26 protein-coding genes and 1 rRNA gene are annotated in these 23152 nt (G+C 48.8%); 4 read left to right on the forward strand and 23 right to left on the reverse strand.

Annotated elements, in window-relative coordinates; all coding sequences use genetic code 11:
• Positions 1 to 318 (reverse strand): 16S ribosomal RNA (locus ACFSUC_RS13140); the annotation flags it as partial.
• Positions 319 to 365: 47 nt separating this feature from the next.
• On the opposite strand from ACFSUC_RS13140, the gene ACFSUC_RS13145 reads away from it, so the two are divergent.
• Entirely contained in the window at positions 366 to 794 is a 429-nt protein-coding gene (locus tag ACFSUC_RS13145; RefSeq protein ID WP_379930075.1) for a hypothetical protein, read from the forward strand.
• Between the two features lie 344 nt (positions 795 to 1138).
• On the opposite strand, the gene ACFSUC_RS13150 is transcribed toward ACFSUC_RS13145, so the two are convergent.
• Complete coding sequence (locus ACFSUC_RS13150) at positions 1139 to 2011, reverse strand: nucleotidyltransferase-like protein (protein ID WP_379930076.1); 873 nt, start codon at positions 2009 to 2011, stop codon at positions 1139 to 1141.
• Between the two features lie 243 nt (positions 2012 to 2254).
• Between ACFSUC_RS13150 and ACFSUC_RS13155 the strand changes: the two genes are divergently transcribed.
• Complete coding sequence (locus ACFSUC_RS13155; protein WP_379930077.1) at positions 2255 to 2617, forward strand: DUF2614 family zinc ribbon-containing protein; 363 nt, start codon at positions 2255 to 2257, stop codon at positions 2615 to 2617.
• 90 nt (positions 2618 to 2707) lie between these two features.
• Here ACFSUC_RS13155 and ACFSUC_RS13160 read toward each other — a convergent pair whose 3' ends face one another.
• From ACFSUC_RS13160 to gatC, 7 genes are all read right to left on the reverse strand, one after another.
• Entirely contained in the window at positions 2708 to 4408 is a 1701-nt protein-coding gene (locus tag ACFSUC_RS13160; protein ID WP_379930078.1) for a glycosyl hydrolase family 18 protein, read from the reverse strand.
• 200 nt (positions 4409 to 4608) lie between these two features.
• On the reverse strand, positions 4609 to 5043 hold the full coding sequence (locus ACFSUC_RS13165) for a Fur family transcriptional regulator (protein WP_379930079.1): 435 nt from the start codon (positions 5041 to 5043) through the stop codon (positions 4609 to 4611).
• Positions 5044 to 5135: 92 nt separating this feature from the next.
• Positions 5136 to 5852: an MgtC/SapB family protein gene (locus tag ACFSUC_RS13170; protein ID WP_379930080.1), complete on the reverse strand. Its 717-nt coding sequence runs from the start codon at positions 5850 to 5852 to the stop codon at positions 5136 to 5138.
• On the reverse strand, positions 5833 to 6345 hold the full coding sequence (locus ACFSUC_RS13175) for a GNAT family N-acetyltransferase (protein ID WP_379930081.1): 513 nt from the start codon (positions 6343 to 6345) through the stop codon (positions 5833 to 5835). The genes ACFSUC_RS13170 and ACFSUC_RS13175 overlap by 20 nt, the downstream gene beginning before the upstream one ends.
• A 268-nt stretch (positions 6346 to 6613) precedes the next feature.
• A complete protein-coding gene (gene gatB / locus ACFSUC_RS13180; protein ID WP_379930082.1) occupies positions 6614 to 8056 on the reverse strand; it encodes an Asp-tRNA(Asn)/Glu-tRNA(Gln) amidotransferase subunit GatB in 1443 nt (480 codons plus the stop codon).
• A 40-nt stretch (positions 8057 to 8096) separates the two neighbouring features.
• On the reverse strand, positions 8097 to 9554 hold the full coding sequence (gene gatA / locus ACFSUC_RS13185; protein ID WP_379930083.1) for an Asp-tRNA(Asn)/Glu-tRNA(Gln) amidotransferase subunit GatA: 1458 nt from the start codon (positions 9552 to 9554) through the stop codon (positions 8097 to 8099).
• 33 nt (positions 9555 to 9587) lie between these two features.
• A complete protein-coding gene (gene gatC / locus ACFSUC_RS13190; RefSeq protein WP_379930084.1) occupies positions 9588 to 9875 on the reverse strand; it encodes an Asp-tRNA(Asn)/Glu-tRNA(Gln) amidotransferase subunit GatC in 288 nt (95 codons plus the stop codon).
• Between the two features lie 198 nt (positions 9876 to 10073).
• Here gatC and ACFSUC_RS13195 point away from each other — a divergent pair, with 198 nt between their 5' ends.
• Complete coding sequence (locus ACFSUC_RS13195) at positions 10074 to 11081, forward strand: EAL domain-containing protein (RefSeq protein ID WP_379930085.1); 1008 nt, start codon at positions 10074 to 10076, stop codon at positions 11079 to 11081.
• Between the two features lie 196 nt (positions 11082 to 11277).
• On the opposite strand, the gene ACFSUC_RS13200 is transcribed toward ACFSUC_RS13195, so the two are convergent.
• Positions 11278 to 11655 (reverse strand): ATPase, encoded by a 378-nt coding sequence (locus tag ACFSUC_RS13200; protein ID WP_379930086.1) that lies wholly within the window; start codon positions 11653 to 11655, stop codon positions 11278 to 11280.
• A 172-nt stretch (positions 11656 to 11827) separates the two neighbouring features.
• On the opposite strand from ACFSUC_RS13200, the gene ytvI reads away from it, so the two are divergent.
• A complete protein-coding gene (gene ytvI, locus ACFSUC_RS13205) occupies positions 11828 to 12949 on the forward strand; it encodes a sporulation integral membrane protein YtvI (protein ID WP_379930087.1) in 1122 nt (373 codons plus the stop codon).
• Between the two features lie 176 nt (positions 12950 to 13125).
• Here the strand turns inward: ytvI and ACFSUC_RS13210 are convergent, their stop codons facing one another.
• The 13 genes from ACFSUC_RS13210 to ACFSUC_RS13270 all read right to left on the reverse strand — a co-directional run bounded on the left by ACFSUC_RS13210 (position 13126) and on the right by ACFSUC_RS13270 (position 23132).
• Positions 13126 to 13326, reverse strand: a complete 201-nt coding sequence (locus tag ACFSUC_RS13210; RefSeq protein ID WP_379930088.1) for a PLD nuclease N-terminal domain-containing protein — start codon at positions 13324 to 13326, stop codon at positions 13126 to 13128.
• A gap of 169 nt (positions 13327 to 13495) precedes the next feature.
• On the reverse strand, positions 13496 to 14680 hold the full coding sequence (locus ACFSUC_RS13215; RefSeq protein ID WP_379930089.1) for a M24 family metallopeptidase: 1185 nt from the start codon (positions 14678 to 14680) through the stop codon (positions 13496 to 13498).
• A 147-nt stretch (positions 14681 to 14827) separates the two neighbouring features.
• Complete coding sequence (locus ACFSUC_RS13220; protein WP_379930090.1) at positions 14828 to 15313, reverse strand: hypothetical protein; 486 nt, start codon at positions 15311 to 15313, stop codon at positions 14828 to 14830.
• 14 nt (positions 15314 to 15327) lie between these two features.
• Positions 15328 to 15753, reverse strand: coding sequence for a hypothetical protein (locus ACFSUC_RS13225; RefSeq protein ID WP_379930091.1), 426 nt, complete (start codon positions 15751 to 15753; stop codon positions 15328 to 15330).
• Positions 15754 to 15764: 11 nt separating this feature from the next.
• The gene (locus ACFSUC_RS13230; RefSeq protein WP_379930092.1) at positions 15765 to 15911 is read right to left on the reverse strand and encodes a hypothetical protein; all 147 of its coding nucleotides are present in this window, start codon (positions 15909 to 15911) and stop codon (positions 15765 to 15767) included.
• A 26-nt stretch (positions 15912 to 15937) separates the two neighbouring features.
• Positions 15938 to 16084 (reverse strand): hypothetical protein, encoded by a 147-nt coding sequence (locus ACFSUC_RS13235; RefSeq protein ID WP_379930093.1) that lies wholly within the window; start codon positions 16082 to 16084, stop codon positions 15938 to 15940.
• A gap of 232 nt (positions 16085 to 16316) precedes the next feature.
• Positions 16317 to 17213: a hypothetical protein gene (locus tag ACFSUC_RS13240; protein ID WP_379930094.1), complete on the reverse strand. Its 897-nt coding sequence runs from the start codon at positions 17211 to 17213 to the stop codon at positions 16317 to 16319.
• Positions 17214 to 17218: 5 nt separating this feature from the next.
• The gene (locus ACFSUC_RS13245; protein WP_379930095.1) at positions 17219 to 18184 is read right to left on the reverse strand and encodes a hypothetical protein; all 966 of its coding nucleotides are present in this window, start codon (positions 18182 to 18184) and stop codon (positions 17219 to 17221) included.
• Complete coding sequence (locus tag ACFSUC_RS13250) at positions 18185 to 19684, reverse strand: ATPase, T2SS/T4P/T4SS family (protein WP_379930096.1); 1500 nt, start codon at positions 19682 to 19684, stop codon at positions 18185 to 18187.
• Entirely contained in the window at positions 19665 to 20558 is an 894-nt protein-coding gene (locus ACFSUC_RS13255; RefSeq protein WP_379930097.1) for a hypothetical protein, read from the reverse strand. The genes ACFSUC_RS13250 and ACFSUC_RS13255 overlap by 20 nt, the downstream gene beginning before the upstream one ends.
• On the reverse strand, positions 20555 to 21280 hold the full coding sequence (locus ACFSUC_RS13260) for an SAF domain-containing protein (RefSeq protein WP_379930098.1): 726 nt from the start codon (positions 21278 to 21280) through the stop codon (positions 20555 to 20557). Before ACFSUC_RS13260 ends, ACFSUC_RS13255 begins: the two co-directional genes overlap by 4 nt.
• A 195-nt stretch (positions 21281 to 21475) precedes the next feature.
• The gene (locus ACFSUC_RS13265) at positions 21476 to 22456 is read right to left on the reverse strand and encodes an NAD(P)H-quinone oxidoreductase (protein ID WP_379930099.1); all 981 of its coding nucleotides are present in this window, start codon (positions 22454 to 22456) and stop codon (positions 21476 to 21478) included.
• An 82-nt stretch (positions 22457 to 22538) separates the two neighbouring features.
• Positions 22539 to 23132, reverse strand: a complete 594-nt coding sequence (locus ACFSUC_RS13270) for a TetR/AcrR family transcriptional regulator (protein WP_379930100.1) — start codon at positions 23130 to 23132, stop codon at positions 22539 to 22541.
• Between the last annotated feature and the right edge of the window lie 20 nt (positions 23133 to 23152).

Raw genomic sequence — 23152 nt, forward strand, 5'->3', positions numbered from 1 at the left:
GATCACCCTCTCAGGTCGGCTACGCATCGTCGCCTTGGTAAGCCGTTACCTTACCAACTAGCTAATGCGCCGCAGGCCCATCTGCAAGTGAGAGCCGAAACCCTCTTTCCCCAGAAAATCATGCGACTTTCTGGACCATCCGGTATTAGCTAACGTTTCCGCTAGTTATCCCGGTCTTGCAGGCAGGTTGCCTACGTGTTACTCACCCGTTCGCCGCTAAGTATAAGAAGTGCAAGCACTTCTTATACTCCGCTCGACTTGCATGTATTAGGCACGCCGCCAGCGTTCGTCCTGAGCCAGGATCAAACTCTCCAATAAAGATGCCGATTTTTCTTCCGCAGCATCGATTCAGCAATGAACCACTGATGAAGCGATACTTCTTCAAAGGAAAACGGCATAAAGGTAAAAAGTTTGGCTTGCTCATTTTGTTGCTGGTTGGAATTTTCATTCCGGGGGTTCCCGTCCGATCCATCATGGAAAGGACAATGAAACCTTATTTTGAAATTTGGACAATTTCGCTCGCTGTTCAGTTTTCAAAGGACAAGATGTTTCGTCTGTGTGATGCGTTTCTCTGTAGCTGCGTGGTTAGCAGCGAGAAGTATCATAACACATCCGTTTTTGTTTGGCAAGTCTTTTTTCACTCGGTGATGACTCTGTATGAAGTGAAGAAGAACTCATCCATGTCGCTGTCGTTTTCAGCGACGCTTTTTAATATATCACAATCGCTTGCGCTTTTGCAAGTGCTTTTTTCATCCGGTCTCTCGCACATGGCGCTGAGTCCAGAAGGGTTATGACGCTTGCGGAAGTCATGAAGCAACCGGATCATATCAGACCGCATATTCCCTATCTGACGATAAGGTTAGCTTGCAACAACTCCCCTCTCCAATTCACTCTATACGGAGATGAACTCGATTGCGGGATGTTCGATAGACAAGCCGTTTGAAGCGGCGAGTAATAATGTATCACAGCCTTCTGATTTCTGTCAACCGCATATTATGCGGACGCTAATTAGGTTGTGCGATCTGTTACATTGATGTTGCATGTCTTTCAATGGAAAACCGCCTTTACACAAAAATCAGGCACCCGAAGGTGCCTTGAAGTGTAATGGATCTTCCTATTGAGATCGGAAGCAAATGGATTAAGCTAGTCGGTAAGCAATGATCAGCTCACCATATTCATTCTGCCTGGATTCTTCTTTCAAAATAGAACGATTGACCAGCTTGTTCAGTACAAGTGAAAATTCCACATGCAGTTCCCTCAAGTCCTCATGTTCCTTCAGTTCAATCGCAGTCCACCCTGACTTACGCGATGCAATGACATCCAGCAGGACCTTGCAGCTTTCCTTCATCTTGGTCATAACAGAAAACTCACAGGCCAGCAAAACGAGTTCAACCCTTTTTTCTATCGTCTCCTGATTGGTTGTGAGTTCTTCATATAATTTGAATATGCCAGGATTGATGGTTTCAATTTGCTCCCATACCGTTAGCTCAGGGTGCTTGCCTGTTTCAATGATGGAGATCCGGGCCCAATGATTCAGCGCTTCCAACAAGCTCATATGAGCGTCAAACACCTGTTTTTGTTTTAGAAAATCCTTGCCCTGCAAATATTTGCGCAAAAAGAAGGAGAACTCAATAAAGAGTTTTTGATTGCGCAGGTAATCCGGGAACCGCTTCAATTCCTGTCGAAGCTCCAGTCCGTACCGATTTTTATCGTACAAAATCTCCCCGGATACAATCCAGTTAATAATGTAACGATTTTGTCCGTTAAGAATCCAGCTTCGCAATCCTTCCAAATGGATCCATCTTTCTTGTACACGTCTTCCTTCTCTTATATAATGAGTATGGTAATTGCAAGACTGCTTCTCATCCGTCACGACAAGAAGCATTTGATTGAAGCCGTCTGTCAGCGGACTGAATTCATTTTCATTGGCAATAGAGAATACGGTCACCACTCTTGCATCATTTCCGAACTTTTCCAGCCACACTTGATCTTTTTTTATGATTGAAGCCATAGGATTACCTTCCTCGTATTAAAATAAAGCAGGCCACCTGTTAAGAAAGCAGTGACTGCCTTTATTCTGCTAGCGATCCGTGATGTCTGACAACAAACGATGAGGCTTGGGAAGTCGTTCTGTGAACATCATGAATTCGTTTAAGTGACATTTGTGCGATATGTATCAGTATTCTACAAAGCCAACCTATTTCCTGCTCTCTTCTTTCTTACAACATTAAAACTCACAAAAGGTGTGCATACGATGAAACTAAAATCAAGCAAAATCAATGAATTCAGACTATGGGGACTGTTGCTGACACTGGCAGGCATGGGTGTGATGATTATCGGGACAGCCGGCGTTCTGCTGTGGGGAGACAAAGGCAAAATTCTCATGTTTGTCATGATGTTTTTCGGCAGTATTTTTCTCATGGCCAGCATGGCCGTCTATTTCTGGGCAGGCATGATGTCCACCAGTACGGTAGCACTCGAATGTCCGAATTGTGGCAAACAAACCAAAATGATCGGCAAAACCGATCGATGCATGTATTGTAAAACCATTCTTACGGTTGACCCGGAATATGCACCGGAAAAGCAATCCACGCCATCTGAAACAAAAGAACTGTAGTGGCACAAACGAACTTCCTTTAACCGTATACAGTTCAAAGCACAAAGGCTGAACCCTGTCCATTTCGGATTAGGATTCAGCCTTTTATGTTTAGTTTAAATGCTCTTCGATTAACGGCCAGATATCGGCGGTTTCAAACCCGCGTCTCCAGGTCGCGACGCCAGCCAGATCATATTTTTTCACCATTTCGATACGATTGACAATCGAACGATGATCCTCCATCCAGATACGCTTGCGGCTGCCGTCTTCCTCGTACTCTACATAATGTTGTCCGACATCATCCAGATAGACAGGAGTCAATTCCTTCTCTCTAATTGTATTCAGTACGGTCTCCATGCCTACGGCTTTGGAAGAAACCTCTACTTTTCCGTCCACTTCTTCTTCCGTCCACACTCTCGTGTATAAAGGAATCCCGAGGATGAGCTTGGAGGGGGGTACCTGATCAAATGTCAAAATACCGGCTATGCCTCTCTCCACCCACGGAATAGAAGCTACAGAGCCCGCTTTCGGACTGCTCGCCCAATGCTCATCATAGGTCATGACAATCATGTAGTCCAGGGTCTCCGAAAGAGCTCGACGGTCATAAAACTTTGACCACATTTCGCTGTTGCTGCGAACGGTGACATCCATCGAGACCACAAGTCCCTGTTCATGCAGCATAGGTGTCAATTCTCGTACAAACTGGGTAAGTAAATCCCGGTCCTTGAGATAAACATTTTCAAAATCTAGATTGATGCCGTCCAGCTTATACAGCTCTGCAAAGGCGACAAGCTGACGAATCATTTTCATTCTGGTCTCATGCTGAGCAAGGACAGTTGAAGTCTTGTCCGGATCCGTAAAATCATTGCTGAACAGCGCCCATACTTGATAATCTTGCTCATGCGCCCAGTTGACGTAGGCCGTATCCGCCTTGTTGCTCAGATTGCCTTCATAATCTCCGATACTGAACCAGGTAGGACTGATGACATTCACTCCTGGCATCGGTGTGATTTGCGTCGTATCCGGATTGGTCCGATAAACATGCTCCCAGGTGAGATTCACTTTCTCTGCCAGCGGTTTTTTGACGACCGGAGGGTCAGAAGACGAATCTGCTTGTCCGTTTGTGGCCTGAACGATTTCCTCGCGTGTCCAGCGCAGATCGTCTTCCGCCATATACCCCATCAAACCGTTCGGCGTCTGAACCCGATACCAGCCATCCTCGGGCTTCTCATTCCATAACCGTACTTCTTCATTCGGCTTCAGATCATACAGGATCGGATACTGGATGCCAGCCTCCGTACGGACAGGAACCGTTCCATCTGATTCCTCAGCGGCAGATTGTCCCCAATTGTGCACATCTCCCTGCTTATAGAGATGAACAGCACCGGACTCTGTCTCTTCCACTTTAATCTGATACAGTTCCGTTATGGGAGCAACTGGAATATACACCCGATCCTCCTTTACCTGAACAGGAAAAGCCAGTTCAATCGGCTGATCATTCATGCGGGCACTCCATTGCTCCGTTTGCAGATTGAGCACTTTGCCTGTCGTGGTAATGACCACCGTGCCGCTCTCCTTCTCGTAGTGCAGGTAAGAGTCGACATGCTCCCGCAACCATGCCATAGAAATGGATAAAGATGCTGCTGATCCCTGAATCGCATCTTCCCATTTCTCCCCTTGATAAAACAAAGTGGGCTTCTCCCACTGAACGGTAACGCGCTCCGTATTGGGAGAGGGCTTCATCAAAAAATAGCCGGTAACCAGCACGGCTGCAATGGTGCATATCAACAAAAGCTTTATCCGTTTAAGCATAATTTCCTCCTAGCAAGACCAGTCTTCATCGTAATAGACGAGCTACGCACACAGGATGTTGAAGCGAAATAAAAGTGGTGCCATAAAAAATAGACGCAACCCGGCAAGGTCACGTCTATTATACTTGAATCCGATTGAATGAGAAGGAGAAAATCATGGCATCTCTGATCTAACCTTCTGATCTAAGCTTCTAATCTCAGCTAATGTACAGCCGCTTCCTGACAATGTGAACAAATACCGTATACTTCCATTCGATGGTACTGAATTTCAAATCCGGTTTTGTCATGTGCGCATTGCTCGGCATCCAGCAGCGGAGGATATTCAAAATCATCAATTTTTCCACACTGCGTGCATATCGCATGATAATGATCCGACATTTCCGCATCAAATCGACTGGCGCCATCACCGTATGTCAATTCCCTAACCAAGCCAGCCTCCAGAAACACCTTTAGATTATTGTAGATGGTTGCCACACTCATGCTTGGGAATTTGCCTTCCAATGCCCGATATATCTCATCTACACTTGGGTGCTTTTTCGTATCCAATAAATACGAAAGGATGGCATGTCGCTGTGGAGTCATGCGTACACCAGTTTTTTTCAACTTTTCGATAGCCTGTTCAAAACGAGTCGTCATGCTCCTCACATCCTTTCTTTTCTTGATGTTACTTATTATTGTACGGGGGAAACAAAATATTTGTCAACAATCTGTAAAGCGCTATGTTCCACTTAGTCCTCATAGAGTTCGTCAGTACGGATTTCAACGATGCCACCGAGGTTTTTCAGCTGATCCAGCAATTTCATCATAGAGGTGTTCTTGCCCTGGATATTAAACCAGTAGTTGACCACCTGTTTTTCCGATGGCACCTTCTGTTTTTTCTCGATTTTCATCCCGCAGTCAATCACGCCGATATCATGGCTTTCCATCATGCGGTGGATGTCCTCCAGTTGATGCTCCTCGCCCAGTATAGACTGAATATGAAGCACACTGCTTTTGGAGGGATGAAGCCATTTCCGTTCTACTTTATTTAGCACGAGCAAACTGAACAGCGACAGCAAGGTGGCAAACGATGCAGCCAGGTAAAAGCCGGCACCGACCGCCAATCCGATAGCGGCTACCACCCAAAGAGAGGCTGCGGTCGTCAGTCCCTTGATCGTGATCCCGTTGGTTAAGATCACACCCGCTCCCAAAAAGCCAATGCCGCTCACAACTTGTGCAGCCAAACGGGCCGGGTCCATCCTTACGTTAGGCTGCTCCGCAAAGGCAGAGAAGCCATACATGGAGAGCAGCATGATCAGATTGGCACCGAGACAGACCAGAATATGGGTGCGAAATCCTGCATCCTGATTGCTCTTCTCACGTTCAAATCCGATCAGTCCCCCTAGCAGCACGGCAAGGGACATCCGTAAGAGCAATTCCAGTGAGTCAATGGTCCATGGATTCATCTTGACCTTCCCCTTCTATCATCGAGTCCAGATCCCGAACGGGACTTTTTTCAAAGCAGATCAGTTGCAGCCGATCATTCACCCTGCGGGTGTCTACCTGCCGAAATCCATGCTTCTGATACAACTGAATCGCAGGCTCGTTGCCCTCACCGGTACAAACCTCTATCCATTTGTCCTCGTTCAGCTGCAAAAAATGGGCTAGCAATCGGGAAGCGACCCCCTGCCGGTGAAATGGAGGATGGACCATCATTCTGCATATTTCCATACGATCTCCGGCGATCTGCTCATACGAAATCGCACCAACGAGGACTTGATCGAGCATGCATCCCAGAAAAAATTCCGGTGTCCTGCAGAGCTCTTCAAAGGATTCCATCAATGGCGGGATTCGGTCAAATCCGATCCACTTCGCCTCCAATGGATAGGCGGCCTGCTGAATGGACCAGATCCTCTCCATGGATTCGGTACACTGCTTGTCAATTTGGATGATTTCCACGGACATTCCCCTTTTCCGTCGTTCGTGCCAGACATTTGCCTCCCAACAAGTGTCCAGTCCCGCATGTGATATGCACATTCTGTTTATCTCATATGCTTCAGCATGTATCCGTTATGCCGATATACTGCATCTTCTGAACTTATAAACAAAAGACGGAAGAACGAATCTCCCGTCTTGGCCTCATCATCATATGGCATTGGCGCTCATTGAGCTTCGATCTTACGTAACCGTACCCAGGGCTATGCAACTGGACTTCAGCACCGTTTGCTTATTGATCCAGCGATTCCTTGATCAGCTTGTTCACCATGCCAGGATTGGCTTTCCCCTTCGTTTCTTTCATCACTTGACCGACGAGGAAACCGATCGCCTTGTCTTTTCCGTTGCGATAGTCTTCCACCGACTGCGGATTGTTGGCAATCACTTGCTCCACGATTCCTTTAATGGCTCCTTCATCAGATATCTGAACGAGTCCTTTTTCCTCCACAATTTGAGCAGGTGCCTTGCCGCTTTCCAGCATTTCCTTGAAAACGGTTTTGGCGATCTTTGAGCTGATCGTCCCTTTCTCAATCAGTCCGATCATTTCTCCCAGGCCCTGACCCGTCATTGGCAACTGTTCAGGCTCCATATTGTGAGCGTTGACGTATCCGAGCAGGTCGCCCATAATCCAGTTTGATACCGCTTTGGCATCCGTGGTATGTTGCAAACTCTCCTCGAAGAGATCCGCCAGCTTGAGAGAAGACGTAATCACCTCGGCATCATAGTCTGGCAGCTCATACTCCGACGTATAGCGCTGCTTGCGTGCATCGGGCAATTCCGGAATGGATTGCTTCACGCGTTCTTTCCAGGCTTCGTCAATATAGACAGATACGAGATCCGGATCGGGGAAATACCGATAGTCATGCGACTCTTCCTTGCCGCGCATGGAAAACGTTTTGCCTTGCCCTTCATCCCACCGTCTTGTCTCCTGCACAACCTTTTCACCGTTGTCCAAGAGATCCGCCTGACGAATCTCCTCATATTCCAAACCACGCTGCACACCGCGGAAAGAGTTCATGTTCTTCAGTTCCGCACGCGTGCCGAATTTTTCCTGCCCATACGGACGCAAGCTGATGTTCGCATCGCAGCGCAAAGAACCTTCCTCCATCTTCACATCGGAAACTTCGCAATACTGCATAATCGCCTTCAACTTCTCCAAATAAGCTTTCGCTTCCTTCGGACTGCGAATATCGGGCTCGGAGACAATCTCTACGAGCGGCGTACCAACCCGGTTAAAGTCAACGAGTGAGGCAAAACCGCCGTCAACGTGAGTCAATTTGCCTGCGTCTTCCTCCAAATGCAGGCGGGTAATGCCGATTCGCTTGGTCTCCCCATCTACTTCAATCTCAATCCAGCCGTTTTCACCGATCGGCTTGTCAAACTGGGAGATTTGATAGGCTTTGGGGGAGTCCGGGTAAAAATAATTTTTGCGATCAAACTTCGTTTCGTCCGCAATTTCACAATTCAGCGCCATGGCCGCTTTCATCGCATATTCTACCGCTTGGCGGTTCAATACCGGCAGTACCCCAGGGTGTCCAAGGCAAACCGGACAAGTATGTGTGTTGGGTGGTGCGCCAAAGGACGTGGAGCAGCCACAAAATATTTTAGAGTGGGTGTGAAGCTCTACGTGAACCTCCAGCCCCACGACCGTTTCATATTTGGTTGATACAGACATCGCTTAACCTCCTAAAAATCGATAAACCCTTTACGACCCCTTACAGCGTCGGGCGTTGTTTGTGAAAATCCGTTTGCTGCTCAAATGCATGGGCCACACGCAACACATTTGCTTCGTCAAATGCCTTGCCAATTACCTGCAAGCCGACCGGAAGTCCGTCAACGTGACCACACGGGATGCTGATGGCCGGCAAGCCTGCCAGATTGATTGGAATGGTGCAGATATCATTTAAGTACATCGTAAGCGGATCGTTAATCTGGGAACCAATTTTAAAGGCCGTCGTCGGTGCCGTAGGTCCCATAATCACATCATATTTTTCAAACACCTGGTCAAAATCCTGTTTGATCAGCGTTCTGACCTTTTGAGCTTTCAAGTAATACGCATCGTAGTAGCCAGAGCTAAGTGCATAAGTGCCCAGCATGATTCGGCGCTTCACTTCCGGGCCAAAGCCTTCGCTGCGCGATTTCGTATACAGTTCCATCAGGTTCTCTGCCTGGTCACTGCGAATCCCGTAGCGTACGCCATCGTAACGGGCCAGGTTAGAAGAGGCTTCTGATGAAGCCAGCAAGTAGTAAGCGGCGACCGCATATTCGGTATGAGGGAGAGAAACTTCTTCCCACTGTGCACCCATCTGCTCATAGACCTTGAGAGCGGCAAGTACCGCTTCCTTCACTTGTGGATCAATACCTTCTCCGAGGTATTCCTTTGGAACCCCTATTTTCAATCCCTTCACATCGCCAGAAAGCGCAGACAGATAGTCCGGAATATCCACATGGGCCGATGTGCTGTCCCGATCGTCATGACCGGCGATGGCCTGCATGACATAAGCGGCATCTTCGACATTTTTGGTAATCGGGCCAATCTGGTCCAGTGAAGAGGCAAAAGCCACAAGCCCGAAACGGGAAACCAGTCCGTAGGTTGGCTTCAGACCCACGACGCCGCAATAGGCTGCGGGCTGGCGAATCGAACCACCCGTATCGCTTCCAAGACTGAAGTACACTTGTCCGGCAGCAACAGATGCCGCTGAACCCCCACTTGATCCGCCTGGCACATAGTCCAGGTTCCATGGATTTCGCGTCGTCTGGAAGGCTGAATTTTCATTGGAGCCACCCATGGCAAACTCGTCCAGATTCAGCTTTCCGATCGCGACCGCCTGCGCATCCTTCAGCTTCTTCACAACGCTAGCATCGTAGATGGGATCATAATTCTCCAGAAAACGACTCGCACAGGTCGTTCTCATCCCTTGCGTTACAATATTGTCCTTGATTCCCGCCGGCAGACCAAACAGCAACCCTCTCTGCGCTGCCCCTTGCAACTGCTCGTCCAATTGCTTGGCGTGTTCCACAGCCTGCTCTTCACCAACATGAAGAAAGGCCTTTACTTTCTCATCCGTAGATTGAATCTGGCTCAAAGATTCCTGAACCAGGTCCACGACCGAAAGCTCGCCCTTTGTCAATTGGCTATGTATATCATGTAAACGTCCCTGTAACAATGACAACGATAATTCCTCCTTATTCGTTTCCGCTTAGCTCTATTCCAAAACGGCCGGTACTTTAAACTGACCTTCATCTTCGTCCGGTGCATTCTTCAATACTTGATCAATTGGCAACGACTCGCGCACTTCATCTTCTCTCATTACATTGCTGACTTCCATCACATGCGTGGTGGCCTTCACCTGCTCGGTATCCAGCTCATTCAATTTCTCTGCGTATTTCAAGATGGCACCGATCTGCTCGGTAAACTGTATCTTTTCTTCCTCGCTTAAATCGAGTCGTGCCAGCTTCGCCACGTGCTCCACATCCTGAATGGTTATGCTCATTTCTACACCTCTCCTTACAATGAATCCATTTATTCCATTATTATAGCTTACCACTTGGGCAATCTCAATTCTTGATCTTCCATGCGTGATTATCGTAACCATTTTAAATTTTAAAAAATAACATTGTACAAACATTATACAAAGTGCTATACTGTGAACAGAATATCAATTTGATTGATCTGGGAGGACGCATTAACTATGGAAGCATGTTTTGCATGTATGCCACCACAGCCGCTTCAGGAACAAGGCACGATTCATTTCCGCATCACAGACCCACTTGTACGTGCCTCATTTGAGAATTGGACCGGACACACCGAAACCTCTTGGCACTATCAGGATTTTCAACAACTTTCCACCTATATACATACCCTTCGGCAGCAGATCCCCGTCGAATATGGGGAGTTGATTGAAGCAGCTATCACGGAAGAAAGTCAGTTGTCATGGACGATACCGTTTCAACCGATGAACAGACTGGCCGCCCGTTTTGAAGAGCATGACCTGCTGTCGATTATTGAAAAACGACAATTCAGAAGCCATATGCAAGCGATCTATAACCAGGAAAAACATATTTTTGGCTTTGAGTTTTTGCTCAGACCGACCGAGGGCGGTCCGGATTTCCGTCCAAATGAACTGTTTGATGCAGCTAAAAGAGCCGGTCTCCAATCCTTTCTTGATCGAGAGGCGAGGCTGTCAGCCATCGCGGCAAGTGCGTTCCATCTTCCGAGAGGCATCAAGAGATTTATTAACTTCCTGCCCTCTTCCATCTATGATCCCAATCATTGTCTGAACCACACATTCCGTGCGATTCAGCATTATAAGCTGGACCCGCAAGATTTTATTTTTGAAGTTGTGGAGACGGAGAAAATCGAAGATCTGGCGCATTTGAAAGCCATTTTTGAGACATACAAGGAACACGGCATGAAAGTAGCCATGGACGATGTGGGCACGGGCTACGCCTCAACCGAGGTACTGCTTCAATTGAAGCCGGATATTATCAAAATCGATCGTACCCTGATTGATCACTGTGATCAAAGAACAGAGAAGCAAGAGCTGATTCAGGAACTGGTTGACATCTCATCCTCCATCGGTGCGCAGGTACTTGCTGAAGGGATCGAGCGCGTCGAGGAACATCGGTGGTGCAAGCAGGCGGGTATTTCCCTCTTTCAGGGCTATCTGTTTGGCAAGCCTGCCCCGTTCCCATTTTAAAAGCCTGGCGGCAAGCGAATGAAAGCCAGTGAATGAAAGCACGTGAGTGAAAGCCTTTGAACGAAAACGAGTGAACAACAGCAATGTGCTTCCGCCTCAATATAAGAAGACCCTTTGCAGAAAAGCAGAAAAACAAAAAGCATTCTCTATCATCCAGAAGTGGACAAAAGAGAATGCTTTTTATCTATGACGCGGGTCAAATCCAGGCGCGTAAATTCACCTGGCGAATAAACTCCTGTTGACTGAGCAGCTTTTCCGAGTTTTCTTCTTCCTCTGAGAGCTCGTCTTCCCCTCTCAAAATCTTGCGAAACAGCTCTTCGTTCTTGGTAGCCAAGGCGTAATCAATCAAGGCCTCTCTCTGTACCTGCTCTACTGCTTCCTCTAGCAATACCTCTTCCAGCTCGATATCATCCCGGGGTACACCGAAATGTTTATTGACATGAGGAATGCGAATAATATAATCAAAGACATTGTCCTGGTTGCGCTCATAGGCGATGACGTAAGCATGCTTGCCCACTGGCAGCCCCTGCTCAAATCGATCCTGGATGATAATGACTTTCTGTCCAAGCTTCATATCTGCTCCCTCCCCCTTGAACCGTCTACGCTTGAAACTTTCATTTTCAAATCTATCCTACTAAAAAAAATATACCGTGTCCAATTTGTGCGTGCATAGGCCGATCCATTTCAGTATAATGCTACTGTAAGGATCATATGTAAATATACAGGATTTGTATGGGAGTGAACGCATGTTTACATTTTATCGGAAGTATTCTCGCACCGCCTTTGATATCGGGCTCATCATTTTGACCGTATTCCTGATTATGTGGCTCTTCAGTTTTCTGTACGCCATCGCGGCCCCGATCTTCCTGGCTTTTGTCATATTTTTTATCATCGAGCCATTGGCAAGAGCCCTAAACCGAAAAGGGATGAAGAAATCGCTCGCGACCGGAATCTCCATGCTTCTGTTCGTCCTTCTCATACTGGGGTCCTTGCTGGGAGCCGGCATTATCTTCGTCAAGCAAACCGAAACGCTCGCCCAAAATTTCCCTAACTATGCAAAGGTTTTTCAGCATGAAGTCGAGGACCTTATTGCACAATGGGAAGGACAGTATGAAGCGTTGCCGGACGATGTTGCAGCGAAATCGCAGGAATATCTCGGGGCCATCGCGTCCAAGAGCGCAGACATCGCCAAAGTGATCCTGATTTACTTCCTGAACAAGCTCGGCTCCTTTTCTACGTTTCTCATCAATTTTGTGGTCGCGATCATTCTCGCCTATTTCCTTAGCCTTGAAATTGATTACTGGAAGCGGACGGCGAATCAGAAAACCCCAAAAACGTTCAAAACCGCGTTCTCATTTTTGCGCGAAAACGTACTGATCGGCATCGGTGGATACATAAAAGCGCAGCTCAAGCTGATCACAATCACCTTTGTCATTATTTTCATCTCGCTGCTGCTGCTTGGGATTGACAATGCATTCTCCATCGCGCTCTTGTCCGCGTTCGTAGACTTGCTGCCGCTGCTTGGGGTATCGGCGGTCTTTATTCCGTGGATTGTCTATCTGTTTATTGTCGGCAATACCAGCCTGGCAATCTGGCTCTCCATTTTGCTGCTGGCGGTTATCCTGTTCAGACAAATTTTCGAACCGAAAATTACGGGCGACACGCTGGGGGTATCTGCCTTCACCACCCTGGCCTTCATGGTCATCTCGCTGTCGCTGTTCGGGGTTGCCGGACTGATTATTTCTCCGATTCTCATTATTTTGATCAAAGCGCTCTATGATCAGGGCTATCTGAAGAAATGGATTCATCTGCCCGAAGATGAATATGAATCAAACTTTGTAGACCAGTTGCAGAACAAACAGGAATAAGTAACCAACCGATATGACCGAAGGAAAACAAGGAATATCGAACATCACAAAGCGCCTGTGTGTTCCAGGGAATCATCCCTCTGAACACGCAGGCGCTTTGTCTGCGATCTGCCCCATCTGCTGTCATTCTCATACTTATCTCTTCGTTTGCCCGCTACAATCCCGTTCAGTGCAGGCTATGGCCGACGAGGAACGACCTTTCCCGCTACAAAATAGACAATCGCTCCAAAAGCCGGAATCAGCACAATCAGAAGCATCCACATCCATTTGGGTCCGCGTGTCTGTTCCGTCCGAAAGATATCAATCAACGCGATCAAATATAATGCGATCAAACCGATGAGAAACGGGGCGATTGATGTCAATTCGATCCCTGTCACGGTCTTCACCCCTCTTTCAAACTCATTTTCAGCAACGTACGCTAACTTTCTGCATGGTGATGGACGTATGTAATCCCATGTCTGTACGCGGTGCGTTGCCAAGGTTATTGTCATGATCTTTGCCTATTTCAAGATACCTCTTTCAGACCCGGTTTTCAATGTATGCAGGCTACAGAATGTGCCAGACTCCTTCACGGGAGCATGTCAGCTTCTCGAAGCCCTGTTCGGTGATGAGATACGTATTTTCAATGCCGACTACACCCTGACCAGGAAACGTAAATTTGGGTTCTATGGCGATCACCATGCCTGCTTCCAGTGGCTGTTTGAAACCTTTGGCCAGCACGGGCCATTCATCTACCTCCAGCCCGATGCCGTGTCCGACAAATTTCACCTGCTCGCTGCCATAGCCCATAAAGTGACTGCGCAGCCCGGCTTTTTCAGCCAGCTTCAAGGCTTCAAAGTAAACCGCCTCCGCAGGTGTTCCCGGTTTGAGCAACTGTTCTAGCGCCCGCAAAATGTCCTCAGATACAAGATAAGCCCGCTCCATGGCACTGTCCAGCCTGCCCCAGACTGCCGTTCTGGTTTGGTCGATGACATAGCCCTCAATCGTACAGCCTACATCAATAAACAGTGGCTCATCCCTTCGGATTGGGGTGGTGGAGGCACTCTGTGGAAAAGCAGGATGCAGACCGCTTCCTCCGGCCGGCCCGTCAAAAAAACTCGGTTCCGCGATCTCCCCCCCAGAACCTACCATGCCCACTACCAGCTCCTGGTTGAATCCCCTCATTCGCATCATGCCGAAATGACCGTGCCGACGAAGCTCTCTCTCCAGGTTGGCCAGCAATTCGACCTCTGTCCAGCCCGGCCGAAAAGTAGCCAATACGTCCTGCAAGGATGTATCCACCGCCTTTGCCGCTTTGCGTATACTGGCGATCTCCGCTTCACTCTTGATCATTCTCAGCTTCTTCATCATGCTGGAACCATCTGTCCATTCAACTTGCGACATCGATTGCTGCAACTTCTGATACAGGGCCACAGGCAGGACATCCAGGGTCGTCGCCATTTTCAGATCAGAATCGAAGGACAGGTCAGGAAAATCTCGGGCCATCTGCTTGCCCAGTTCCTTCAGGGAAGCGAGCGGAAAGACCGCACTGTCTGCCTCCTGAATGGCACGGGAGACACTTCTTCGAACGTAAAATACGCCATCTCCCTTAGCGGGTATAAAAAGAAAACCAGATTGCATCGATCCACACAGGTAGTAACAGTCTACATTTTGAACGGCGAGAAATCCATCCAGCCCCTGCTCCTGCAGCATGGCCTGCAGCCGTTCTCTTCGCTGCTTCCAATCAGACATTTTCACGTCCTCCTAGAAAGATTTGTTACTCTCACTATACCAAACTTGTATGCCTGTCTACGAGATCCTGTGTGAATTTGAGCAAAAAAAGACGACAGAGCCTCGGCCTGACGTCATCATCCAATTTGTATCCGTACGCTCATTCAGCTAAAACATCACCATCTCAGATGAACCCTTGATCTGCCACGTAATCGGATCAAGCACCTGGAACGTTCTCGGATAAGAGACTTCCGCCACAACCACCACCCCGGGTTTGCTGAGCGTAACTTCAAAATTGTACTGCGGGGCCTGATACGTGTACGGAAAACTGTAAGACTCATTCACGACCTCAAATAGCAATATCTCAACCTTTTGATCCAAATAGGAGGTCTGGAGCGGTTCACCATCTGTTCCCACTCGCAAGTTTTGAAACAGGTACTGCTTCAGCACCTCATCGGCCTTCTGCTCATCAATCGACAACACGCCCGCGAGCAGCTTGTCTTCGTTCACCTGCTGTGCTGCGGCGTGTGCAGCACGATTGACCGCATGCTTGCTCTCAAACAGCACACGTACCGCCATTTCTTCATCGACCTGCAATGCGCCCATTAATACACAGACTACGCAAAGTGTGACATAGAGAATGATCTTGTACAAATTCACTCACTCCATTATGGGACATACTCACTCATTTGCATCCCTCTGGCTCCCATGCGTGCCGATTCATCCGGTCCTTCGATGCCGATCAGACGATCGATCAGAAACAATTCCTGGTAGGGATAAGAGACCGTTAATTGAATGCCCTCTCCCCGAATGACCCGACTGGCTGCAGAATCGGCTTGCTGACCATTTGTGGTCGTAATGTCATATACAATGTCAGTTTCAGAAAATCCATGTTGCGCCAGCCGCTCTCTCGACTGTGCGATCATGGTGCCATCAATATATCCATGATTCGCATTCGTACCGATCTCCAACAAATAATCCACCTCTTTTTGCAGAAGCGCCTGTCTCATGATCAGGACATGCTTGTAAATCGGCGCAAACATCAGCCAACACAACAGCAAAGAAAAAAGAATGAAAGTTAAAATCTGCTTCATGGTTTACCCCTTTAGGGATCAATTTGGCTAATCACTTCCGCCATCCGTTCCCCTTGATCCCTCAGTTCATTTTCCGTTCCATTCTCACCGACCAGTGTCGTTTGCAAGATGGTAACGATCAACAGGATCAGCAAGATAGATACAAGAATCTGTTTCATAATCTCCCATCTTCTTTCTCACCACATTAAGGAGCCAGACTTGTAATATTGGTCGAGGCTGTGCCACCTTGTGTCTGAATATCTCCTCTCAGCCCGTCACTTCCACCCATTACATTTGTAAATAAAAACACTACTAGTATCAGCATCATCACGGTAATTAAGATATCTTTCATGCGACCGACTTCCCTTCATTTAATAGGTATCTATCCTTTATTTCACACGATAACTGGCAACCGTCCTGATTCTACTTCAGATGGCTGGCGACCATTCCAATCATTCAGTCCTGACAAGAGATCATAGATGGATGAATCCATGACGAACCAGGAGTCTATGACTACGAATCTTTGACTAGAAGTTACGAACTAAGGGTCTACGACTAGGGGGCTTGCGACTAGGAGTCTCCGACTAGGAGTTAAGCGAATTCAGAATTCGTTGCCCTTCCTGTACCCATGGATAGAGAAAGATGCGGAATGTATTCAGAATGGGAAGCCCTGCCAGTACAAAGAGAACATACGACTTGGCTTCTTTCTCCTCATCTTGTTGCAAGATGCCTTTTTCCTTCGTATCTTCGATCCGCTCTCTCAAGAGCTGATAGAAGAGCTGGCTATCCTGGATGTACATCGCCTTCAGCGTCTCTGTAAATTGATACGCTTCATTGGTACCCAGCTGTCGCTTGAAGCGGGTCATGGCATCCTCAGCCGAATAATACCAATCATTAAGCAATTGGTGCCACTCGTTTCGAATGATAGTCGTAAAGGAAGTACAGCGCATCAGTTTCGTATGCAGATGCAGCTTGGAACCCTCATAGTACAGGAGGTGCTGGCTCACCTGATGCAACTCACGGGCAATTTTCATACTCCGTCGCTTCTTCATGGATTCCAGCATCCATCGATCCAGCCACGTGCTCAGCAGGACGATGATCGCAAGCAGATGAACGGCAAGTTCTTCCGTGCGCGACAGTCCCCAGCTCTCCGTATGTAACAAGATCAAGGCAGCGCTGGGCAATACCGCCACAATCTGCACGACACGCTTGTACAATTGATAGGAAACGACATGCAGGCGAATGCCGGCTCCGCGCAGTAAAAACTGCAATTCTTCTGAAGAGGGATGACCAGCCGAGCGAATACCCAGTCCTTTTCTCAGCCAATTGGGAACGCTAAGTCCCTGAAGTCCCCGGTACCAGCGATAAACGGAGCGACGCTTCAGCCACCATACACCAAGCAGATAGAGGACAATGGTTAATGAGATCGCGATCGAAATCAGACTGACGAACTGTACCGATTGATAAACCAGATTTGACATGTGGATTACATCCTTTTGATTGATAAATAAAGTCCCATTACAAAAGAGGCAAAGATCAGCCAAATGCCATCCAGCACCATGGATCGGCCTACAGGGTCCAGAATATAAAAACGGTAGGCTTGCTCCTGGTCCAAAAAATAATTCAATCCCATAAACAAACCGAGAAACAGCAACGGTGTAAAATTGGCTATCCGAATTTCCAGCAATCGCGCCCGATGCCTGAGAGCTTCACGCTGCGCCTTGCGCATGTCTGCAATACAGGTTTTCAGATTCTCCCGTATGTCAATGCCTTCACTGAGTGCCATTTTGAGCATCATCGCGTAATGTCTCGACCAATCATTGCCGATAGACAAGGCAAACATACGCAGCGCTTCATCCACATCCTGATACGTAATCAGATCCCGATGCAGCTTCTCAAATACCCTTTTCATGGATACATCCAAATGCTCACCCTGAACCGTTTCATGCAGGGTCGTCCGGATATTGCCTGGCATGGTGGTAATATAGCACTGATAAAAAATCTCGAGCGCTGGCAGCAATTCCTCCTTTCTCCGTATTTGCAGCGACACCAGCTTCATGCGCAGCCACGTATAGGGAATCAGCACAAGCATGACACTTAACAGCACCATGCTTCGCGGCTGCTGAAAAAACACAAATCCGGCTACAGCTCCAAACAACCCGAGCATCATCGACAGCTGTACGAACGTTTTCAGTGACATTTCGCTGTGCAATGCATCCAGCATATCTGACAAATGTCTGAGCACACCCCTCGCTGAAGGCATGCCTGCAGATGACGAAGCGGTGTCCGGTTTCGTGTCTCTGTCCCTTTCATTTCTCTGCAACCTCTGATGATGATGCAGGCGTCCGCGTTGCTCATTGGTTCGATATAACACCATAATTAGTGAATAGCTGAAGGTGAAGGCCAGTAATACAAAGAGTCCGAGCAGCAGATACTGGAACAGGGCTAGCATCTACACCCACCCGTGATCTGCAAGTTTTTGCCACTGTTCTTTCGTCAGATGAGGACGCATGCGGGCCTGCAGAGCAGGAGAAAGGCTGCTTTGCTGCTCCCACTGGGCAAGGCGGGGATTCCAGGCTATTAACGCTCTGGTCCATATGCCTTCCTGCCCAGTGCCATATTCCACGATGCGAATGACCTTTCTCTTGCCTTCTCGTATGCCCATTTCAATGCCGATTTGAGCCACATACTCCGCTACCCTCTTGCGCATCCGGTCTCCGTTAACGACCCGTCCGTCCAGCATGCACATATCGGTAATGACGTCCGGTACATCCTCAAGGGCACTGGCATGAACCGTGGTCATGCTGCCTTCATGTCCTCTCGTGCATGCCCGAACATAAATATTGGCATCCTCATCGCGAATCTCTGCATGAATGATCCGCCTCGGAGATTGTCTGAGCGCTAGTTTGAAGGCTTTCGCGCTGTCATGTGCGGGATCATCTTCATCCACTTCATACTCCACGATATTTTTATGCGGATAGTCCCGTCCCAGCATCAGTTCCGAGCGCATCTCGATCGTAACAATCCGCTCCTCATCGTTCATTTCCCCGATCATTGCCTTCATCAGATGGGTTTTGCCTGTATTGGTCGCACCGATAATGATCATATTCACATATCCTTGAATGCAGCTTTGGATGAGCACATACATCTCGTTGCTCATCGTGCCATAGGCCGGTTCCATCAACGTCTCCAGCCGCATGCGATGCAGGGGGTAAAAGCGGATCGTCAAGGTCGGCTGCTGGGTATAGCCATATCCGGTCATGGTGACCCTCGATCCATCAATAAAGCTTACTTCCGCCCATCGTTTACGTGGACTAAAGCGGTCATTATGATAAAGCACAAGATTGTGTTGCAGACGATACACCTCATCCGTATGCCTGAACTGATAGCTGGACAGAGACGGGACTCCTTTGCGCACTTCATAAATCCGCGTACCGACTACCTGGATCTCCTCCAGATCTTCTTTCTCCTTCAACACGCTCTCCAGCACACTCAGGCCAATTACTTCGGCAAACACATGCTCACTAAGGCCCTGATCGGCATACAGCTCCTGAGCCTGCTTGCTGAGCGTCCATCTTTTTGTATACAAAATATCTTCCATGCAGTGAAAAATATAGGACCTGGCTTCGGCAAATCCGATTACGGCCTGATTGAGTCTTTCCGTATGAATGCGTTTTTCATCTTCTGTCTTGTTGCCAGCCTGTACGAGTTCCGCTCTGACCATCTCCACGATTTCCCTGAATGCTTCCTCCTTGATCGGCATTCGCACAGGAACAGAAGGGGCGAACGGGTCTCGTTGGGCCACGGTGGCATCCGCGTCATGCGGATTCACAGCTACTGCCTGCTCCTGGCTGGCGGCGATTTGTTCGTTCTGTCCATGCTGCCTTGCAATCTGCAGGCTGCGTGCGTATTCAAGCGGAGAAAATTTTTCTTCATGCTTTCGGATACTCATGATTGATCCCTCCCCGAGGCCGTTTTAAACCCTTTAACGAACGAAGCAGCCTTTGAAATAACGAATAGGCCGATCTCTCCATGGCCCTTTCGATCTCTTCAGCAGGTTGATCCAATTGATGCAGAATAGCGAGTGCAATCCGTTGAAAGGGCTGCGCATACGGCAATTGATCGGGCAAGTGAGCGAGCTTGCCTTCATCCAGATGTTGTTTCACACGGTCCGAGTAGCGCAAGGTCTGAATCACCTTCATACCGGTCTCCCGCTCAATATCCTGGCGGCTGAACCCTTCTGCTCGACATTCATATACCAGCAGATTCATAGCTGCTTGTGGAATGTGGAACAACTGACTGCCCTCTCTCGTCCACGCCATGACATCCTCCTGAAAGCTGGTAATTTCATTCGTCACCACCATCATTCTGGCGGCAGCCTGCTGCAACGCAATCAAGGTAGCGGCATTGTCCCAGTATGCATTCGTTTCCACCAAGGTATAGGCAAACGTCTGCTGCGCGATATCCAGCAGATGCTCAATATGTCCAGGTACGTAGAGTTCCGCCTGATTCCGCTGGCTGTTGCCAAACAGGACATGCAGGTCGGTAGATGAATCTGGCTGCCAGCATCGATGGAGGAGCATACCGGGTGTCAGAGTGCCGCTTTTCAGTTCGGCTTTGAGATGATCCAGGCGATATTCCGGCTCATCTACGCCCAGATAACGATGAATCTTCGAGCTTTTCAGATTCAGGCAGACATAGCCGACCCGTTTTCCCGTCCATTTGGCCAATTGGGCAGCTGTCAGGTATGCGGCGGACGTACACCCCGTATTCGGTGTGGCACCTGTAAATGCAATCAGCGCTCCCCTATTGTCCGGTGCGGTCATGACGCCCCCTCCTTCATGTCTTGGGAAGGGCTGGAAAAGGAAGACTGATAGGCAATCACGAGCTGTCTTTCCCCGCTGCTGCACGTCTCATCCAGCTGCTTCCACTGCTCTTCGGTCAGATTCAGATTGATGAATTCGATGTGCCCGTTCGGTTCTCTGCGCGCCGCATACAGCTGTTGTTCATTCCCATCTGCCATCGCTTGTGCAAGAGAATGCTCCGCATGATCGACCTCCTGGTTCGCCCCCGTACGGACAGAGGCGACCACTATCGATTCATCGAACAGCCGCATGGACGGTTCTTCTCCACCAGATATATAGAGGACAACTTCATCTCCAGCCCGGATGCCATTGGAAACCGAACAAATATAGTCCGTAGGAATTTGAAAGGTCGCCTGACCCTCAGCCGGAAACAGGTGATACAGATTCAGTTTCCACTTCAGAATCGGCTCGCCCTCACCTAGTGGAATCCAGGTGTCCAATCCGATAATCTCCTGCTTGTCTGCAATCAGATCGTCGTGATAGGCAGACTTCGGAATTTGCTTCGTTGCAAGCATCTCTTCGGTCAAACGTGTTCCGGAATCTACGAATGTCTTCGGAACGATCACGCTCATCTGTTCCTCCATCTCCATATGACGAACCTGAAACCAGTACAGCAAACACGCCGCGCCTATGGCGATCAATGCAGAAATGATGCCGATCATCAAATGCTGCCTCTTACTCAAATTAGGTTCCTCCTTCAGCGACACGGGTTACAAAACCATAAAAAAACGCAGTCCTCAAACGTAAAATACGTCTGAAAACTGCGTGCTTCGCAATCGGTATGATTGAATTATCCTTTTTACATTCATTTCATGATACAGGTCTTTATCCCATATATCGACCCTCATTATATCACGGGTGAGGCGAGGCTGTCTATCTCAAAAACGCAGCAGCAATTTTCCGGCATGCCGGCCAGACTCCATTTTCCGGTGTGCTTCAGCTACCGCTTCCGCGGGAAACACTTCATCAATGACCGGTCGAAGCTCCCCTGCTGCAAAGAGAGAAGCAAAACGAGCCGTAAAGCTGGAGATCCATTGCCCCTTTTGCACATCGGTCTGACTGCGAATCGTCGTAGCTTTGATCTGCAATCGTTTCATCAATACCTGATCGAGCGGGAAGGCTTCCGCCTTTGCCCCGCCAACCAAGCCCACCAGTACATAACGACCGTCCCGTCCCAGCGCCTGCAGATTGGCACTCGCATAGGAGCCGCCGACCATATCCAGCACGAGATCGACACCGCCAGATGCGCAAGTCTGCTGAATCCACGGCAAGAAAGAGCCATTCCGATAGTTCCAGCTCGCCTTTGCCCCCAGTTGTCTGCACAGATCCACCTTTTCATCGCTGCCAGCCGTCACGTACGCCTCCGCACCTGCTGCCTTCACCAATTGAATCGCTGCCGTTCCAATGCCGCTGGCACCTGCATGGATGAGCACCTGCTGCCTGGCTTGCAGCTGTCCCAGCTCAAACAAATTCACATAAGCAGTCAGAAAAGCCTCTGGAATGGCCGCTCCCTCTTCCACACTTACCCCATCTGGCAGCGGAAACACAGCCTTCTCGGATACGACTACAACCTCAGCATAGCCACCACCCGCCAGAAGCGCACAGACAAGCTGTCCGATCTCAAACTGCTTCGCTTCCGGTCCCAACGCGACAATCTCGCCGGAAACCTCCAGTCCCAGCAAGTGGCTGGCGCCTTCAGGCGGCGGATACAGACCTCGGCGCTGAAGCACATCGGCTCGGTTAATCCCTGCGGCCTTTACCCGAATCTGAACTTCATCTGCCCTCGGCTGTGGAAGGTCTGCCTCCCCGATCCGCATGACATCTGCTTCACCATATTGATTCATGACGATCGCTTTCATCTCTTAGCCCCTCCTTTGGCTCCCAGCCTCCTTTGGCTCTTAGCCTCCTGTGGTTCTCTGCCTCCTCTTAATCCATCGCCGCTTAGCTGTCCGAACAGCCTAGTCCTCTTAATATAAAGAAAGTCGCATACGAAACGGACGCTTCGAAGTTGGGCTGCGGATCACTCATAATCGGTTCAAAATAAGGCCACTGCTTGTGAATAAATAAGGACCCGAGCACAAAGAGCATCGCCTGATCGAGCGATTCGAAGTCAAACTGCTTCTGATCTTTCCCTGCCTGCAGCACTTCGCGCAGCCGTTCCCAGATGGGAAAGGCATGTTGGCGAATAATTGGAATGCGCGGAGACATCAGCGCAATTTCCTGTTGCAGCAGACTGATCAATTCCGGGTAATGGATGCGCATGCGCGTAATCTCTTCAATCAGAAGTTTTACAGCGCCAACCGGGTCCTCTACCTTCATTCGCTCCGCCTCTTCCTTTTTGGGAAAGTAGGCCTCGAAGAGGGCATAAAACAAGTTTTCCTTCCCGCCGAAATGGTAGGAAACCAGTGCTACATTCACCCCGGCTTCCTCACAAATTTGCCGGACAGAGGTACGGTCAAACCCATAAGCGGCAAAGCATTTTCTGGCTGCCAGCAATATACGCTGTTTCGCATCTTGTTCCTGATTGTGGTTCATGTTCATCTCCTCAATTCCCG

Origin of the sequence: Marinicrinis sediminis, assembly GCF_042685085.1 — a bacterium.
Classification (GTDB): Bacteria; Bacillota; Bacilli; order Paenibacillales; family KCTC-33676; genus Marinicrinis; species Marinicrinis sediminis.

What these genes read in the sequence shown, in the direction of transcription:
- ACFSUC_RS13200 (WP_379930086.1), bottom strand. Translation starts at nt 11,655, where the DNA reads ATGAAGCTTGGACAGAAAGTCATTATCATCCAGGATCGATTTGAGCAG.
- ACFSUC_RS13250 (WP_379930096.1), bottom strand. Translation starts at nt 19,684, where the DNA reads ATGAGTATCCGAAAGCATGAAGAAAAATTTTCTCCGCTTGAATACGCA.
- ACFSUC_RS13270 (WP_379930100.1), bottom strand. Translation starts at nt 23,132, where the DNA reads ATGAACCACAATCAGGAACAAGATGCGAAACAGCGTATATTGCTGGCA.
- ACFSUC_RS13225 (WP_379930091.1), bottom strand. Translation starts at nt 15,753, where the DNA reads ATGAAGCAGATTTTAACTTTCATTCTTTTTTCTTTGCTGTTGTGTTGG.
- ACFSUC_RS13245 (WP_379930095.1), bottom strand. Translation starts at nt 18,184, where the DNA reads ATGCTAGCCCTGTTCCAGTATCTGCTGCTCGGACTCTTTGTATTACTG.
- ACFSUC_RS13230 (WP_379930092.1), bottom strand. Translation starts at nt 15,911, where the DNA reads ATGAAACAGATTCTTGTATCTATCTTGCTGATCCTGTTGATCGTTACC.
- ACFSUC_RS13145 (WP_379930075.1), top strand. Translation starts at nt 366, where the DNA reads ATGAAGCGATACTTCTTCAAAGGAAAACGGCATAAAGGTAAAAAGTTT.
- gatC (WP_379930084.1), bottom strand. Translation starts at nt 9,875, where the DNA reads ATGAGCATAACCATTCAGGATGTGGAGCACGTGGCGAAGCTGGCACGA.
- ACFSUC_RS13165 (WP_379930079.1), bottom strand. Translation starts at nt 5,043, where the DNA reads ATGACGACTCGTTTTGAACAGGCTATCGAAAAGTTGAAAAAAACTGGT.
- ytvI (WP_379930087.1), top strand. Translation starts at nt 11,828, where the DNA reads ATGTTTACATTTTATCGGAAGTATTCTCGCACCGCCTTTGATATCGGG.
- ACFSUC_RS13235 (WP_379930093.1), bottom strand. Translation starts at nt 16,084, where the DNA reads ATGAAAGATATCTTAATTACCGTGATGATGCTGATACTAGTAGTGTTT.
- ACFSUC_RS13255 (WP_379930097.1), bottom strand. Translation starts at nt 20,558, where the DNA reads ATGACCGCACCGGACAATAGGGGAGCGCTGATTGCATTTACAGGTGCC.
- ACFSUC_RS13150 (WP_379930076.1), bottom strand. Translation starts at nt 2,011, where the DNA reads ATGGCTTCAATCATAAAAAAAGATCAAGTGTGGCTGGAAAAGTTCGGA.
- ACFSUC_RS13240 (WP_379930094.1), bottom strand. Translation starts at nt 17,213, where the DNA reads ATGTCAAATCTGGTTTATCAATCGGTACAGTTCGTCAGTCTGATTTCG.
- ACFSUC_RS13265 (WP_379930099.1), bottom strand. Translation starts at nt 22,456, where the DNA reads ATGAAAGCGATCGTCATGAATCAATATGGTGAAGCAGATGTCATGCGG.
- ACFSUC_RS13155 (WP_379930077.1), top strand. Translation starts at nt 2,255, where the DNA reads ATGAAACTAAAATCAAGCAAAATCAATGAATTCAGACTATGGGGACTG.
- gatB (WP_379930082.1), bottom strand. Translation starts at nt 8,056, where the DNA reads ATGTCTGTATCAACCAAATATGAAACGGTCGTGGGGCTGGAGGTTCAC.
- ACFSUC_RS13195 (WP_379930085.1), top strand. Translation starts at nt 10,074, where the DNA reads ATGGAAGCATGTTTTGCATGTATGCCACCACAGCCGCTTCAGGAACAA.
- ACFSUC_RS13160 (WP_379930078.1), bottom strand. Translation starts at nt 4,408, where the DNA reads ATGCTTAAACGGATAAAGCTTTTGTTGATATGCACCATTGCAGCCGTG.
- ACFSUC_RS13215 (WP_379930089.1), bottom strand. Translation starts at nt 14,680, where the DNA reads ATGTCTGATTGGAAGCAGCGAAGAGAACGGCTGCAGGCCATGCTGCAG.
- ACFSUC_RS13170 (WP_379930080.1), bottom strand. Translation starts at nt 5,852, where the DNA reads ATGAATCCATGGACCATTGACTCACTGGAATTGCTCTTACGGATGTCC.